Here is a 16,160-nt window from a genome sequence, read left to right as displayed (position 1 = left end):
TAAAGCATAAAAAAACCCGAAAAAACCCGAATTCTGACTTTCAGGATTCGGGTTGGATTTTGTCTGCCGTTTCAGACGGCATTTTCAAGCAGATTATTGGTCCACAAATGCGCGCTCAATCAGGTAATCGCCGCGCACGCCTGTTTTCGGAGAGACGGTCAAACCGAAATCGTCCAAAACTTTGCAGGTGTCTTTCAGCATCGCAGGGCTGCCGCACAGCATGGCGCGGTCGTCTTGAGGATTGATTTTGGGCAGGCCGATGTCTTCAAACAGTTTGCCGCTTACCATCAGGTCGGTCAGGCGGCCGTGGTGTTCGAATTCTTCACGCGAAACAATCGGGTAGTAAATCAGTTTTTCTTTAACCAAGTCGCCGAGGTATTCGTGTTCGGGCAATTCTTTGGTAAAGCGGTCGTAGTACGCTAAATCTTTTTTGTAGCGCACGCCGTGTACGAGGATGATTTTCTCAAATTGCTCGTAAATTTCGGGGTCTTTAGTGATGCTCAAGAAAGGGGCGATGCCGGTACCGGTGCTCAACAGGTAAAGGTGTTTGCCCGGATTCAGATCGCCGGCAACCAGAGTTCCGGTCGGTTTTTTGCTGATTAACACGTCGTCGCCGACTTTGAGGTGTTGCAGGCGGCTGGTCAGAGGTCCGTCTTGGACTTTAATGCTGAAAAATTCGAGGTGTTCTTCCCAGTTGGCGGAGGCGACGCTGTATGCGCGCATCAGCGGCTTGCCGTCCACCATCAATCCGACCATGACGAACTGGCCGTTTTCGAAGCGCAACGATTCGTCGCGGGTGCAGGTAAAGGTAAAATATGCGTCTGTCCAGTGGTGTACGGACAATACTTTTTGGGTATTGAATGCTGCCATTTGGGTTTCCTGTCAGTAAAAGAAATGGGGAGTGTTTATTTGGGACGTGTGTCAGAATGAGAATATTTGCCCAATTCGGGATAAAGTCAAAATTCTAAACGAAACGGATGGTTGCGACAATGCTTGATGCACAGCGATTATATGCCGTTTGAAGGGCTTTCAGACGGCATAGCGGGATAGGCGGTACTTTACGGCGGCATATCCGCAAGGGAAATCAGGGAAATTGAGGCTGCCAGCCTGAGCGCATCCCGTCCCCAGCGTGGGTGTTCCAGCCTACGTATTGGGAGAATCGGTTTGACGGTGGCGGCAATCAGCCTCTGTATTTCGGCAGGCTGCGCTGACAGTACGCTGCCCCATTTTTCCGCTGCCGCTTCTAGTAGTCCGCCGTTTTTCAATATTAGTGCGGTAGAATGAATGTAGCAGAGCCAATCGCGGGCTTGGCATTGCGCGTGGGTCAGGACTTCGGAAGGGTCGTCTTCAAAGTCCAAAAAGCTGATGTTTTTTCCGTCCGACATCATATTCCGTGCAAACGCCTGACTGAGGAACTGCCGTTTTTCATGCACATGGGCAATGGCTTCCAAACCGGCAAGCCAAGCGTCTGCCTTTCCGGCTTCGGCTTCTTTGCGGATTTGCGTATCGAGCGGAACCCCTTCCAAATTGCCGAACATAAGGGCATTTTTCCGGACAGCGAGCAATTCGGGAACGGCTATCCCCGCAGAGCGCAATTCGTACAGGCGTTTCGACTCGGTTGCAATGGCAGGCTCACCTCCGAGACTGGGGACCGGCTTCAATACACCCAGCTTCAAATACCGGGCAACCATGCCGAGCAGCGCGTAGCGCCATAGTGCATTGTGCCTGCCTGCTTTGCGTATCCATACCTTGGTTCCGTCGGCAAGCAGGTGGGGGGCGATGGCGGCCTCCTGTTTTGCCGCCAGTTCGTCCAGCAGGATGGAAAAACGGGTTTCCTGCATAGGTAAAGTCATTTTCTTTCAATCTTAAGTTCGGACGGAATGCCGCCCACACGGGACATCAGGCAAGGGTTTGTTCGATGATGCCTTTTACCGCATCCGCACTGTTCGGCACGGTTTGCACACGCTGCGGCAATTTTTCTAAACCTTCCAGCGCGGCGGGGCGCGGAATGGCGACATCGCCGACGGCTTCGCGTATGGTTGCATCGAATTTCGCCGCCAACGCAGTTTCCAAACAAACCACCGTTTCACCTTCTTCGCGCACTTCGCGGGCGACTTTTACGCCGTCGGCAGTGTGCGGGTCGATGAGTTCTTGGTCTTGCTCATAAACCTGTTTGATGGTGGCGAGGCGGTCGGCATGGGTGGATTTGCCGGAGGTAAAGCCGTATTTGCCGCCGACTTTGTCCAAGGCAAACTGCAAGTCAAAGCCCTTGCCTGCCGCAACTTCCGTCCACAGCGTGTTGATTTCCTGAGGATCGCGATCCATCAGGTCGAAAACGAAACGCTCGAAGTTGGACGCTTTGGAAATGTCCATCGACGGGCTGGAGGTAACATAAGTATGCGCGCTGTTGCGCGGGCGGTATGCGCCGGTTTTGAAAAACTCGTCCAACACATCGTTTTCATTGGTCGCGACAATCAGGCGGCGGATGGGCAAGCCCATTTGTTTGGCGATGTGTCCCGCGCAAACGTTGCCGAAGTTGCCGCTTGGCACGCAGAAGCTGACTTGCTCGTCATTGCTTTGCGTCGCTTTGAAATAGCCCGCAAAGTAATAAACCACTTGCGCGACGATGCGTCCCCAGTTAATCGAATTGACCGTACCGATGTGGTATTTTTCCTTGAACGCGGCATCGTTCTGCACCGCCTTCACAATATCCTGACAGTCGTCAAACATACCCTTCACGGCGATATTGTGGATATTCCCGTCTTGCAGGCTGTACATCTGCGCACGTTGGAACGCGCTCATTTTGCCGTCGGGCGACAGCATAAATACGTTCACGCCCTTTTTGCCGCGCAAGGCATATTCCGCAGCCGAACCCGTATCACCGCTGGTTGCACCCAAGATATTGAGTTTTTTGCCCTCTTTGTTTAAAACATATTCAAACGCATTGCCTAAAAACTGCATTGCCATGTCTTTGAATGCCAAAGTGGGGCCGTTGGATAAGGCCTGAATCTTAATGCCGTCTGAAAGCGTGCGGACGGGGGTGATTTCTTTTGTACCGAAGGCTGCTTCGGTGTAGGTACGGTCGAGGATGTCGCGCAGGTCGTCCTCCGGAATATCCGTAACGAACAGGCGCATGATTTCAAACGCCAATCCGGGATAGTCCAATCCGCGCCACCGGTCGAGCGTGCAGCGGTCGATTTGCGGATAATGTTCCGGCAGCATCAGCCCGCCGTCGGGTGCGAGACCCATCAGTAAGACTTCGCTGAACGGTTTGTGTGCGGTTTCGCCGCGGGTGCTGATGTATTTCATGATTTTCTCTGCTTATACGGTAAGGAAAAAGGGAGGACGGTATGTTGTCCGAGTCGTCCGAAATCCGGTGGATTAGCGGTACAGGCGTTTGAAGCAGGCGGAAACCGTTTTGGCGGTAACGGCGGTAATTGCCTGATTGCGCGTGGACTGGTTCAGCATCTGCATCACATCGTTGCCGGTCAGCTGGTTGGGTGCTTCTTCGGTAGCGCAGCCGCAAATCTTGTTTTCCCATTCCGCTTGTTTTTCGGCACTCATCGCCAGCGCGGTCAAACGCCATTCGCTGCGTTTGTTCAATTCCGCACGGCATTGGCTTTCTACCGCCATTTTGACGATGCTGCCGCCCATACCTGTGCCGCCGCCCAAACCGCCGAACGCCGAGTCAGAATCATAAGCGCAGCCGCCCAACAACGCCGCTATAGAAGCAACGGTAACAATCTTTTTCATATTCATAGCCATCCCTTGCCGCAAGGTCGTCTGAAACGCCCTGCAAAGTCTTTACAAACGCGTATTATACCGTAAGCGGTGTGAGATGGGGGATTGGAGAGAGTGGGGTATAATTCAGCACTTATTTAAAAAATGGAGCATTTTAGACATGAATCATTTTAAAAAAAATAAGCAGAAACAAATTAGATCACTATTGCTTATAAAGCCTTTAGAGTCAAATAAAAAATCAATAATTATCAATTATTTAGAAATGGCTGGTAAATTTTTTGCCGCTTTGGCTGCGCTTGGATTAATACTTGGAAGCTTTTTAACTCATCGATATTTAGATTTTATTGAACAATCTAGCATCTTCCCTGATGCCATGACTTCTTCTTCCAGTTTAACTACTATTTTATTTATTTTTGCTCTAATTCTTATAGTTTTCATTTTTCCTTTTGTATCTCCTTATTTTCTGCTACACATATCTAGCGAATATAGAAAAAAAGGGAAGAAGCTTAAAAAACTACATTTACCTTTATATACCTTAGCCTTAAGCTTCCCGATTTTAATTACATTACTTATACTCATGGAATATTTTGGGAATAAAGATAACTTACCAATTCATGTTTTTTCTCTAATTATATTGACACTACCCTGCTTTTTTTACCTACTACAGGGAAATATCTCTATTTTTTCGAAACTTTTAAAATATGAACTGCCATCAGATAACTATTGTGACAATAAAAAACAAAATATAATTCTAAAGCCTATTAAATTTATTAAAATTTATTTCTTCCAAATTTTATATACTATATTTTATTTTACTTGTTTAATCTTCATAATTATAACGACAATTCCGCTCATTCTTATACTAGGTTCAGTAGCAGATTTCAAATATACTAAAGAAAGCGTAATTTCATTTCTAAGTACTATCAAATCCACCTTATTTGTACTATTCATCCTGCTCTTCATATCATTTACAATGTTTTTTTACCCTTTCATTTTCATAATCTTAGCATATGACTGGATACCTAACGGATTAACACAATACATGTACTTATATTGCTTAAGTTTTTTTATATTCCTAAATATCAAATTTGTATTAGATGAGATAAATAAAAGCAATAGCATTAAAGCAAAAAATAAATCTATTTATACACTTCCCGTTTTTCTTTCTTTTTTGTCATTTTTACTGTTGCTTTCATATTCTAATAACTCTGCAATACATATGCTTTATCCTGTTCGATTTGTGGAAATTCCTAAAAACTCTTTATGGTATTTATTACATAATAATTTTCAACAAAACAACGACCTCCAAGAAATCAATGGCATCAACAAAAATGACTTGATTAAATTAAAACAAAAATTCAAATGTTCCATACTTTCAGAAAATGAAAAATTAAAAAAAGGTATTGATTGTTCTTCGAAACCTGAACAACGCAACAATGCCTTATACGGCTATATGGCTTGGAACTTAGGTGACACCAAAGTTTTCTGCCCGCCAACTGCTGAAAACAACAAAGGAAAAAAGGAAGCCGCAAAATTAGCAACAGAATGTATCGTCATCAGCGGGAAATCACTACAAATTTTGAATGAAAATTATATTGATATTACGCCCAAAGAACGTTAATTCTCCTTTCAGACGACCTGCTATAATCTACGTCGTCTGAAAACCCTCTTTCACGGAAACATCCATGTCCGACCTTTTCACCCGCCAACCCGATGCGCCGCTTGCCGAACGCCTGCGCCCGCATACGCTTGATGACGTTATCGGGCAGCAGCATTTAATCGGCGAAGGCAAACCGCTGCGTGTGGCAGTGGAAGGCGGGAAGCCGCATTCTATGTTGCTGTGGGGGCCGCCGGGCGTGGGCAAGACGACGTTGGCGCGGATTTTGGCGCAGAGTTTCAATGCCCAGTTTCTGCCTGTTTCCGCCGTATTTTCCGGTGTGAAGGACATACGCGAGGCAATCGATAAAGCCGAAATTGCTTTGCAGCAGGGACGCGCGACGATTTTGTTTGTCGATGAAGTCCACCGCTTCAACAAGGCGCAGCAGGACGCGTTTTTGCCGCATGTCGAAAGCGGTTTGCTGACCTTTATTGGCGCAACGACGGAAAATCCGTCGTTTGAAGTCAATCCCGCGCTGTTGAGCCGCGCGCAGGTGTATGTTTTGCAATCCTTGTCTTCAGACGACCTCAAGAAACTGATTGCCAAAGTGTTGGCTTTGCCTGAATACCAAGCTTTCACGATTGAAGCCGATGCGCAAGAATTACTCGTGAATACCGCCGACGGTGATGCGCGCAGATTGTTGAATTTGTTGGAACAACTGTTACGCACCGCCGATACATGCCGTCTGAAAACCTTAACCGCCGAATTTCTCGCCGACAGTTTGGGCGCGCAAATCCGCCGTTTCGACAAAGGTGGCGAGAGTTTCTACAACCAAATCTCCGCCCTGCACAAATCCGTGCGCGGTTCACATCCGAACGCCGCGCTGTATTGGTTTTGCCGTATGCTCGACGGCGGCACCGACCCGCGTTACCTCGCCCGCCGCATCGTGCGTATGGCGTGGGAGGACATCGGACTTGCCGACCCGCGCGCCTTTCAAATTGCCAACGATGCCGCCACCACCTTTGAACGCCTAGGCTCGCCCGAAGGCGAACTCGCGCTGGCGCAAGCCGTGCTGTACCTTGCCGCCGCCGCGAAATCCAACGCGGGCTACAAGGCATACAACCAAATGCGCCGCTTCGTCAAAGAAAACGCCAGCGACGAAGTGCCCATCCACCTGCGCAATGCCCCGACCAAGCTGATGAAGGAATTGGGCTACGGACGCGAATACCGCTACGCCCACGACGAACCAAACGCCTACTCGGCCGGCGAAAGCTATATGCCCGACGGCTTGGACGAACCCGATTTCTACCAACCCGTCCCGCGCGGGCTGGAAATCAAAATCGGCGAAAAGCTGGCGTGGCTTAAATCGCTGGACGAAGAAGCATTAAAGACAAAATGAAGCGATGCCGTCTGAAGCAGAACAGTATGGCAAAGCCAGTACACCGAAAAGGCGTATCAGCTTTTTTCAGGTGTTATAATCTGTTTCAATAATTATACTTATGGTTGATTACGTTTATGTCCCAAACTCACAACGAAAATTCCCGCGTCAAAATCCCCGCCGTTTTGCACCTGATGCGGTTGGGCTACGATTACCTCTCGCTTAAAAACGCAAATTGGGACAAACCAACCAACATCTTCCCCGAAATCTTTATAGAAAGCCTCTGCCGCATCAATTCCGATTTGTCGCCGGACAATGTACGTCGTTTGCTGACCGACATCACTATTGAGCTGGATAATGAAGACTTGGGGCAAAAATTTTACGAACGCCTCACCAATCAATCCGGCGGTAAGAAACTAATCGACTTCCAAAATTTTGATAACAACAGTTTCCATGTTGTAACCGAATTGCCATGCATCAACGGCGATGAAGAATTCCGCCCCGACATTACCCTGCTGGTAAACGGTATGCCTTTGGTCTTTATCGAAGTCAAAAAGCCCAACAACAAAGGCGGCATCGGCGAAGAGCGGGAGCGCATGGGCAAACGTGCGAAAAATCCCAAATTCCGCCGTTTTATCAACATCACCCAATTCATGATTTTTTCCAACAACATGGAATACGACGACGGCGCAACCGAACCAGCACAAGGCGCGTTTTACGCCTCGTCTGCTTACGGCAAGCCCGTATTCAACTACTTCCGCGAAGAGCATAAATTAAACCTTGCCGAGTTATTGAACACGCTTTCAGACGACCTTGAAAACAACGTTCTGCAAGACAATAATCTGCCCGTTATCAAACACAGCCCCGAATTTATCAGCAATAAATCGCCCGATACGCCGACCAACCGCATCCTGACTTCGCTGCTTTGCCGCGAGCGCCTCGCCTTTATCCTGCAACACGGGCTGACCTACGTTAAAAGTAACCAAGGCGCGCTGCAAAAACACATCATGCGCTATCCGCAGCTATTCGCCACCCTTGCCATTGAAAAACATTTATCAAACGGCGGCAAAAAAGGCGTGATTTGGCACACCCAAGGCTCCGGCAAAACCGCGCTTGCTTATTACAACACCCGCTACCTGACTCACTATTACGCCAAACAGGGCATCGTGCCGAAATTCTATTTCATCGTGGACAGGCTCGATTTATTGAAACAGGCACAGCGCGAATTTACCGCCCGCGATTTAGTCGTCCATACCATCGACAGCCGTGAAGCCTTTGCTGCCGACATCAAATCCGCCCAAACTTTGCACAACCACTCAGGCAAAGCGGAAATCACCGTTGTTAACATCCAAAAATTCCAAGACGACCCCAATGTCGTCGCCCGTAACGACTACGATCTTGCCATCCAGCGCGTCTATTTTCTCGACGAAGTACACCGCAGCTACAACCCCAAAGGCTCGTTTCTTGCCAACCTCAACCAGTCCGACATAAACGCTGTCAAAATCGGGCTGACCGGCACGCCGCTTATCGGCGTAACCGCAGGCAACGTCAATACCCGCGAACTCTTCGGCGACTACATCCATAAATACTATTACAACGCCTCCATCGCCGACGGCTACACCTTGCGCCTGATTCGCGAGGCCATCAGCAGCCAATACAAAGCTGAATTGCAGGCTGCATTGGCGCAGCTTGAAGTCGAAAAAGGCAGCTTTGACCGCAAAGAAATCTACGCCCATCCGCACTTCGTCCGCCCGATGCTTGACTATATCTTGGACGACTTCGCCAAATTCAGAAAAACCAACCAAGACGACAGCCTCGGCGCCATGGTCGTTTGCGACAGCGCAGAACAGGCACGCCAGCTTTTTGAGCATTTTCAGACGGCCTCAAACCATAATTTAACCGCCGCGCTGATATTGCACGACGTCGGCACCAAAGACGAACGCGACCAATGGGTTAAAGACTTCAAAGCAGGTAAAACCGACATCCTGTTTGTGTACAACATGCTTTTGACCGGTTTTGACGCGCCGCGCCTGAAAAAGCTCTATTTGGGCAGACTGATAAAAGCCCATAACCTTTTACAAACCCTGACCCGCGTCAACCGCACCTACAAATCTTACCGTTACGGCTATGTTGTCGATTTTGCCGACATTGAACGCGAATTTGACAAAACCAACCGCGCCTATTGGGACGAACTTTCGAACGAATTGGGCGACGAAATCGGAAGTTACAGCCAGCTTTTCAAAACGGCAGAAGAAATCGAACAGGAAATTGCAGACATTAAAAACGCCCTGTTTGATTTCGATACCGAAAATGCCGAAGAATTTTGCAGCCAAATTAGCCAAATAGAAGACAAAAAACAGCTTCTAGCCTTAAAAAAAGCCCTGCAAACCGCCAAAGAGCTGTACAACGTCCTGCGCCTGCAAGGCAGCCATGAATTTCTCGCGCATCTGGATTTTGACAAGCTCAATCTCCTGTACCGCGAAACCGCCGCCCGCTTGGATACCTTAAACCTTGCCGAAAAATTACAGCAAGGCGACACCGCCCATTTGCTCAATGAAGCGCTGGAAGACGTTTACTTCCAGTTCGTCAAAATCGGCGAAGCCGAGCTCAAACTTGCCGACGATTTGAAAGACATCATGCGCAAAGTCCGCGAAGGGCTGGCGGGCAACTTCGACCAAGAAGACCCCGAATACATCAGCCTGCGCGAAGAGCTGGAACGCATCTTCAAGAAAAAGAACCTCACCGAAGTCGGGCAAGAAGAAATGCAGGCAAACATCGCCACACTCCAAACCGTCTATACCAAAATCAAAGAGCTGAACCGACAAAACGACCTCTTGCGGCACAAATACGGCGGCGACGCCAAATATGCCCGCACCCACAAGCGGCTGATGGAAAACCCCGCCCTCTATGGCGACAAACTCAAAGTCTTTAACGCGCTAAGCGGTGTAAAAACCGATGCCGACCAAAAAGTGCTGGATATGGAGCAGATTTTGGACAACCAGAATTACTTTGAAAAACAAATACAGGGCATCGTATTAAAACGCTTCAGAACGGAGCAAAAATTCCCTGTTCAACCCCAAGACATCCAAGCCATCAACCGCCTGTTGGTGCGGGAATACTTAAAAGAAAGCGGGCGGATTTGAGGACGTGGTTTTTCAGGTAGCCTTTATGGGCGTATTGCATACGTTCGAAGTGGACAATAAAAGTGCGGTCGGATTTTGAAATGTTTTTTTCAGACGACCTTTGAAGGGTGAGTGCAGGGTGGAATATTAACTTACTGATAATCAAGAGAGTGGCATGAAATATATGATATTCAATCAATCTAAACTTAATAAACAATGGGAAATAAAGGCATTATCTGAGCTTGGGGATTTTACTAGAGGAAAATCTAGCCATCGTCCACGTAATGACCCAAAGTTATTTCAAAATGGTATTTACCCATTTATTCAAACTGGGGATATAAAAGAAGCAAATTTATATTTAGAACATCATACAGAAAATTATAACGAATTTGGGCTCAAGCAGAGCAAGCTATGGAAAGAAAATACGTTATGTATCACTATTGCAGCTAATATTGCTGAGACAACCTTGTTAAAATACCCAATGTGCTTTCCTGATAGTGTCGTTGGGTTTACTGCTTATAAAGGTATATCAAGTGAATTATTTATGCACTATATTTTTACCTTTATAAAAAAATCGATTCAATCTGCCGCAAGTGGAAGTATACAAGATAATATAAATATAGATTTTTTAACGAAACTCAAATTTAGAATTCCTTCGAAAGCAGAACAGGATAAAATCGCCGCCGTTCTATCCGCTTTGGACAAAAAAATCGCCCTAAACAAACAAATCAACGTGCGCTTGGAAGAGATGGCGAAAACCCTATACGACTACTGGTTTGTGCAGTTCGACTTCCCCGACGTCAACGGTAAGCCCTACAAATCCTCAGGCGGCGACATGGTGTTTGACGAAACCTTGAAACGTGAGATTCCGAAGGGATGGGAGGTGAAGAGTTTATGGAAAGTAGCGAAGTATTTTAACGGATTAGCTTTGCAAAAATATCGTCCTGAAAATGAATTCGATGATTTTTTGCCAGTTATTAAAATTAGAGAAATGAATGAAGGTGTTTCTTTAAATACTGAAAGAGCTAAAACAAATATCCCAAAAGAAGCAATTATTGATGATGGGGATATTTTATTTTCTTGGTCTGCAACTTTAGAAATCAAAATTTGGTCTCAAGGCAAAGGGGCTTTAAATCAACATATTTTTAAAGTAACTTCTTCCGAATATCCAAAATACTTTTTTTATTTTGAATTATTAAACTATTTGAAGCATTTTAAAATGATTGCTGATTTAAGAAAAACTACGATGGGACATATTACCCAAGACCATTTAAAACAAGCATATATTTGTATTCCTTCTCAATTATTGTTGGAAAAAATGGAAAGAATTGTTACTCCTATTTTTCAAAAAATGCTAATAACCCAAAAACAAAACCACCAACTAACCCAACTACGCGATTTCCTACTGCCCATGCTGATGAACGGACAGGTATCTGTGGCGGAATAATCCGGATTCAAAAATCCGGCCGATACAATAAAAAAACGAGATAAAAAATGACCGAACAACACTTTACCGAACAAACCAAAGCCCTGATTGACAGTTTGAAAACTATCTGCGCCAACTATGGCTTAGGTAACGATGGCAACGAATTTAAAATCATCAGTCAGGCGTTTTTGTATAAATTCTTAAACGACAAATACGATTTCGAAGTTAAACAAATTCGCAAAGAAAAGCCCGACGAGCCAATCGAGTTCGTCAATATGGATATTGAAGGAAAAACGGCGGTATTGAAGCCCGAACATTCCATAAAATATCTGTCCGAGCGACAAAATGGCGCGGACTTTGCCAAACTCTTTGACGATACGCTCACCGATATTGCCGCTTGTAATGCGGAGTTGTTTTCGGTGAAAACCGAAGGCGGGGCGAAAATCGTGTTGTTCGAGCGTATCAGTCAATATATTACGGATGAAGGCCGACGTGATGATTTTTGCCGCGCGCTGATTTCCAAACTGGCGGGTTTTAGTTTCGAGGCGATTTTTGCGCAAAAATTCGACTTTTTCGCCACGATTTTTGAATACCTGATTAAAGACTACAACAGCAATTCCGGCGGCAAATACGCCGAATACTACACGCCGCACGCAGTAGCGCGGATTATGGCGGATATTTTGGTGCCGGAAGAGGTACGCGGGCAAATCCGCAGCGTGGACGTTTACGACCCGTCGGCCGGTTCAGGAACGCTGTTGATGAACGTCGCCCATGCCATCGGCGAAGATAAATGTATGATTTATACGCAGGATATTTCGCAAAAATCATCCAATCTTTTGCGGCTGAATCTGATTTTGAACAATTTGGTGCATTCTTTGAATAATGTGGTTCAAGGCAATACGATTTTGTCGCCTGCCCATAAAGACGCTTCAGGCCGTCTGAAAAAATTTGATTTCATCGTTTCCAATCCGCCGTTTAAATTGGATTTCAGCGATTTCCGCGACCAACTGGAAGGCGAGGAAAACCGCGAACGCTTTTTTGCCGGTATCCCGAAAATCAAGGCAAAAGACACGGATAAGATGGAAATCTACCAGCTTTTTATCCAGCATATCTTGTTTAGCCTAAAAGAAAAGGGCAAAGCGGCGATTGTATTGCCGACGGGCTTTATCACCGCCCAATCGGGCATCGACAAAAAAATCCGCGAATATTTGGTGGAAAACAAAATGCTCGCCGGCGTGGTGTCCATGCCTTCCAATATTTTCGCCACGACAGGAACCAACGTTTCCATCCTGTTTATCGATAAAGCCAATAAAGACGAAGTGGTGTTAATCGACGCATCGGGCTTGGGCGAAAAAATCAAAGACGGCAAAAACCAAAAAACCGTACTCTCCCGCGAAGAAGAACAAAAAATCTGCAATACCTTCACGCACAAACAGGCAGTGGAAGATTTTAGCGTGGTGGTCGGCTACGATGAAATCAAAGCGAAGAATTACAGCTTGTCGGCAGGGCAGTATTTTGAAGTAAAAATTGATTATGTGGATATTTCCGCCGACGAATTTGTGCAAAAAATGGCAGGATTTTCGGCGGATTTGGATAAACTTTTCACCGAATCTGCCGAATTGGAAAAAGAGATTAAGGATAGGCTGGCGATGTTGAAATTCAATTCATAAATACCGATGAATGAAACCGGTTAAACTTAAAATGCCGTCTGAAATTTCAGACGGCATTTTGTTTGGATTGAATTGTGTCGGCAGGCGCGTTATTTTTCGGCCTCCTCGAAACCGGCAACTTCGAGCCCGAAGCCGGTCAGTCCGGTAAAGGCGGAGGGCTGCCCGAGTATGCGCAGTTTTTTAACATTGAGGCCGGCGAGGATTTGCGCGCCGATGCCGTAGCTTTTGCTATCCCATTTGTAGGCTTGGTTTGCGCCTTTGGGCAGGGTGCGGTCGAGCAGGGCGGCGCCGTCTTCGGTGCGGTGCAGAAGGATGACTACGCCGCTTTCAGCCTGTTGGATACGCTCGAGTGCTTTGGGCAGCGACCATGAATGACGCGGGTTGGCTTGGATGAAGTCCATGACGCTGAAGGGTTCGTGGACGCGGACGAGGGTTTCTGCGTCGGCAGAGGGCGTACCTTTGACGAGGGCGAGGTGGGTTTCGCCGGAGAGCTTGTCGACGTAAACGTGTTGTTGGAACTCGCCCCACGGGGTTTGTACAGGCGAATTGCCCATGTCTTCGAGCAGGCTTTCGGTACGGCTGCGGTATTCGATGAGGTCGGCAATAGTGCCGATTTTAAGGTTGTGTTCTTCGGCGAATTTCATCAGCTCGGGCATACGCGCCATGGTGCCGTCGTCGTTGATAATTTCGCAGATGACGGCGGCGGGGATAAGTCCGTTCATTTGCGCCAGATCGACGCCGGCTTCGGTGTGTCCGGCGCGGACGAGTACGCCGCCTTTTTGGGCACGAAGCGGGAAGATATGACCGGGTTGGACGATGTCTTCGGGTTTGGCGGTTGGGGAAACGGCGGTTTGAATAGTCAGGGCGCGGTCGGCGGCGGAAATGCCGGTGGTAATGCCGTGGGCGGCTTCGATGGAGACGGTAAAGTTGGTGCCGTATTGCGCGCCGTTTTTCTGGGTCATCATGGGCAGACCGAGTTTTTCGACCATTTCGCCAGCCATCGGCAGGCAGACCAAGCCGCGCGCGTTTTTAATCATAAAGTTGATGGCTTCGGGGGTAACGAATTGGGCGGCCATCAGCAGGTCGCCTTCGTTTTCGCGGTCTTCGGCATCGGTAATGATGACCATTTTGCCGGCTTTGATGTCTGCTAGGATTTCGGGGATGGTGGAGATATGGGACATGGTGCGCCTTTCTTGATGGTCGGTTTGGGCGGCAGGGTTTGCCTGATCCAGCCACATGGCGGGCATGTTTGCCGCCTGTTCGATTTTTCTGGCTTTTTTCTCGCCGAAGGATTTGTTTTTTAAGAGGGCGGAGAGTTCGCCCGTATTGAGGCAGACGGCTTCGGCAAAACGGGTTTGCAAACCGCCGTAGTATTTTTCTATCCACTGCCGCAGGTTGCGGCGGCGCAGGTCGGCTGTATCGGTCATTGTTTTTCCCTTTGCGGAAACTGCTGTGTGGGATTGTAGTCCTGCATTTACCGAAAAGCAAACTTCTTTCAATCTTTCGGTAAAGTTTACTTTTAAGTAAATATGCCGTCTGAAACCCGAAATCCGGCTTCAGACGGCATATGGCGTGTTGCTTATTCCGACATCAGATGCCCAAGCTTGTCTGCTTTGGTTTGGAGATAACGCTCGTTTTCCAGATTTTCCCCGACGTGCAGGGGGATGCGTTCGACCACGTTAATCCCCGCATCTTTTAGGGTTTGGATTTTTTCGGGGTTGTTGGTCAGTAGTTTGACCGAGCGGATGCCCAGATATTCGTAGATATATTGTGCCAAACGGAAATCGCGGGCATCGACGGGCAGCCCGAGTGCCAAATTGGCTTCAACGGTATCCATACCTTGGTCTTGCAGATGATAGGCGCGGATTTTGTTAATCAGCCCGATGCCGCGTCCTTCCTGACGCAGATAGATGATGATGCCGCGCCCCTCTGCCTGTACCGCCCTCATGGCCGCTTCAAGTTGCGGCCCGCAGTCGCACTTTCTGGAAAACAGCGCATCACCCGTCAGGCATTCGGAGTGGATGCGCGTCAGAACCGGATCGCCGTCTGAAAAATCACCGACGGTCAGCGCGATGTGTTCCTGACCGCTTGCTTCTTCAAAACCGTGCATTGTAAATACGCCCCATTCGGTAGGTAGGCGGCAGGAAGCAACATAGCTCAATAACTCAGACATTTTCAGCTCCCTCTGCGGCAGTGATGCCTAAAAGATGCTTCAAAGGTTCGGACAGCGCCAAAGCCAAAGCGACCCATTCCGCCTGTGCTGCCTCATCCGCACAACCGGCTTTTTCAAATTCGACGTGAACCACACCCAGTACGCCTCCGCTCTCCGTGCAAACGGGAATGGAAAGTTGCGCCTCCGAATGCCGGTTGCGTCCGCCGGACAGCTCGCCCAATGCCAGCCAACGGGCTACATCCAAAGCAATATTCATCCAGCCGCTTTGCGCGCAACGGCAGGCAAGCGAAACATCGGCAACATTTTCATCCAGCTCCCATATGTTTTCCAAACCTTCTCCCTGTTGGGACAGGCACACCAGCCGAAAGGCGGCGTTTTCAGACGGCATCAGGGCATAAACGGCTGCGGCGCGCACGCCTTTAGAGCGTGAGAATACCGAATCCAGAGCCATAAAAAGCCGTTTCAGGCTGTCTTCGCGACCATCATCGCACGGAAGATAATCAGCAAGTTTCCAACCTTCATGATTGCGCCACAAAACTGAACGGTCTATCGAAGCCATCCCCATATCCATCACCGTCTTTACGGTCAGATACGCCGTCCGTACCTCGTCTGGCGGCAGCTTTAAACCTTGGGTCAGCAGAAAATCTTTAATCAAAGCAGCAGGCATACTCAAATTCCGTCAATAAAATAAAACCGCCGGATTCCGATGCCGGGCGGACGAATAGCAGATTTTACCGCTGCAAAGCATAAGCCTCAACTATTACGCCCAAAGCCTTGCGCAATCGGACAAAATCTGTATAATCCCCATTCTTAAGCGGACGTGGCGAAATTGGTAGACGCACCAGATTTAGGTTCTGGCGCCGAGAGGTGTGAGAGTTCGAGTCTCTCCGTCCGCACCAAAAATAATAAATAAATCAATTACTTAAAATACGTTGGGACTAATTAGAGGTACGGAATATAAGCCATCTGCTTTTTAGCGGGTGGCTTTTTATTTGCCTGTATCAATTTAAATCACATAATCAAGGTTCTCAATCATGCTGATAAATGGCGAAC

At 47.8% G+C, this 16,160-nt stretch carries 12 protein-coding genes and 1 tRNA gene; 6 read left to right on the top strand and 7 right to left on the bottom strand.

Features of this window, described 5'->3' with window-relative positions:
• Positions 1-93: 93 nt before the first annotated feature.
• From BBW69_RS03920 to BBW69_RS03905, 4 genes are all read right to left on the bottom strand, one after another.
• Positions 94-870: a ferredoxin--NADP reductase gene (locus tag BBW69_RS03920; protein WP_002213456.1), complete on the bottom strand. Its 777-nt coding sequence runs from the start codon at positions 868-870 to the stop codon at positions 94-96.
• A gap of 188 nt (positions 871-1,058) precedes the next feature.
• Positions 1,059-1,853 (bottom strand): hypothetical protein, encoded by a 795-nt coding sequence (locus BBW69_RS03915; RefSeq protein WP_188210458.1) that lies wholly within the window; start codon positions 1,851-1,853, stop codon positions 1,059-1,061.
• 46 nt (positions 1,854-1,899) lie between these two features.
• The gene (gene thrC, locus BBW69_RS03910) at positions 1,900-3,309 is read right to left on the bottom strand and encodes a threonine synthase (RefSeq protein WP_188210457.1); all 1,410 of its coding nucleotides are present in this window, start codon (positions 3,307-3,309) and stop codon (positions 1,900-1,902) included.
• Between the two features lie 72 nt (positions 3,310-3,381).
• Positions 3,382-3,759, bottom strand: a complete 378-nt coding sequence (locus BBW69_RS03905) for a hypothetical protein (RefSeq protein ID WP_370628306.1) — start codon at positions 3,757-3,759, stop codon at positions 3,382-3,384.
• Positions 3,760-3,838: 79 nt separating this feature from the next.
• Here BBW69_RS03905 and BBW69_RS03900 point away from each other — a divergent pair, with 79 nt between their 5' ends.
• From BBW69_RS03900 to BBW69_RS03880, 5 genes are all read left to right on the top strand, one after another.
• Complete coding sequence (locus BBW69_RS03900) at positions 3,839-5,362, top strand: hypothetical protein (protein WP_188210456.1); 1,524 nt, start codon at positions 3,839-3,841, stop codon at positions 5,360-5,362.
• Positions 5,363-5,426: 64 nt separating this feature from the next.
• Positions 5,427-6,737 carry a replication-associated recombination protein A gene (locus BBW69_RS03895; RefSeq protein WP_188210455.1) on the top strand — a complete coding sequence of 437 codons (1,311 nt, stop codon included), beginning with the start codon at positions 5,427-5,429 and terminating at the stop codon, positions 6,735-6,737.
• 116 nt (positions 6,738-6,853) lie between these two features.
• The gene (locus BBW69_RS03890; RefSeq protein WP_188210454.1) at positions 6,854-9,859 is read left to right on the top strand and encodes a type I restriction endonuclease subunit R; all 3,006 of its coding nucleotides are present in this window, start codon (positions 6,854-6,856) and stop codon (positions 9,857-9,859) included.
• A 154-nt stretch (positions 9,860-10,013) separates the two neighbouring features.
• Positions 10,014-11,285, top strand: a complete 1,272-nt coding sequence (locus tag BBW69_RS03885; protein ID WP_223169932.1) for a restriction endonuclease subunit S — start codon at positions 10,014-10,016, stop codon at positions 11,283-11,285.
• 47 nt (positions 11,286-11,332) lie between these two features.
• A complete protein-coding gene (locus BBW69_RS03880; protein ID WP_188210453.1) occupies positions 11,333-12,934 on the top strand; it encodes a class I SAM-dependent DNA methyltransferase in 1,602 nt (533 codons plus the stop codon).
• An 89-nt stretch (positions 12,935-13,023) separates the two neighbouring features.
• On the opposite strand, the gene ribBA is transcribed toward BBW69_RS03880, so the two are convergent.
• The 3 genes from ribBA to BBW69_RS03865 form a co-directional block, all read right to left on the bottom strand.
• Positions 13,024-14,361: a bifunctional 3,4-dihydroxy-2-butanone-4-phosphate synthase/GTP cyclohydrolase II gene (ribBA, locus tag BBW69_RS03875; RefSeq protein WP_188210452.1), complete on the bottom strand. Its 1,338-nt coding sequence runs from the start codon at positions 14,359-14,361 to the stop codon at positions 13,024-13,026.
• Between the two features lie 152 nt (positions 14,362-14,513).
• The gene (gene ribA / locus BBW69_RS03870; protein WP_188210451.1) at positions 14,514-15,107 is read right to left on the bottom strand and encodes a GTP cyclohydrolase II; all 594 of its coding nucleotides are present in this window, start codon (positions 15,105-15,107) and stop codon (positions 14,514-14,516) included.
• Positions 15,100-15,774: a hypothetical protein gene (locus BBW69_RS03865; RefSeq protein WP_188210450.1), complete on the bottom strand. Its 675-nt coding sequence runs from the start codon at positions 15,772-15,774 to the stop codon at positions 15,100-15,102. Before BBW69_RS03865 ends, ribA begins: the two co-directional genes overlap by 8 nt.
• Positions 15,775-15,921: 147 nt before the next feature.
• Here BBW69_RS03865 and BBW69_RS03860 point away from each other — a divergent pair.
• A tRNA-Leu gene (locus BBW69_RS03860) sits at positions 15,922-16,006 on the top strand.
• The last annotated feature ends 154 nt before the right edge of the window (positions 16,007-16,160 follow it).

Origin of the sequence: Neisseria sp. RH3002v2f (assembly GCF_014596375.1) — a bacterium.
GTDB lineage: Bacteria > Pseudomonadota > Gammaproteobacteria > Burkholderiales > Neisseriaceae > Neisseria > Neisseria cinerea.
Note: the sequence above shows the minus strand (reverse complement) of the source record. Positions and strands in the feature narration are given on the sequence as shown.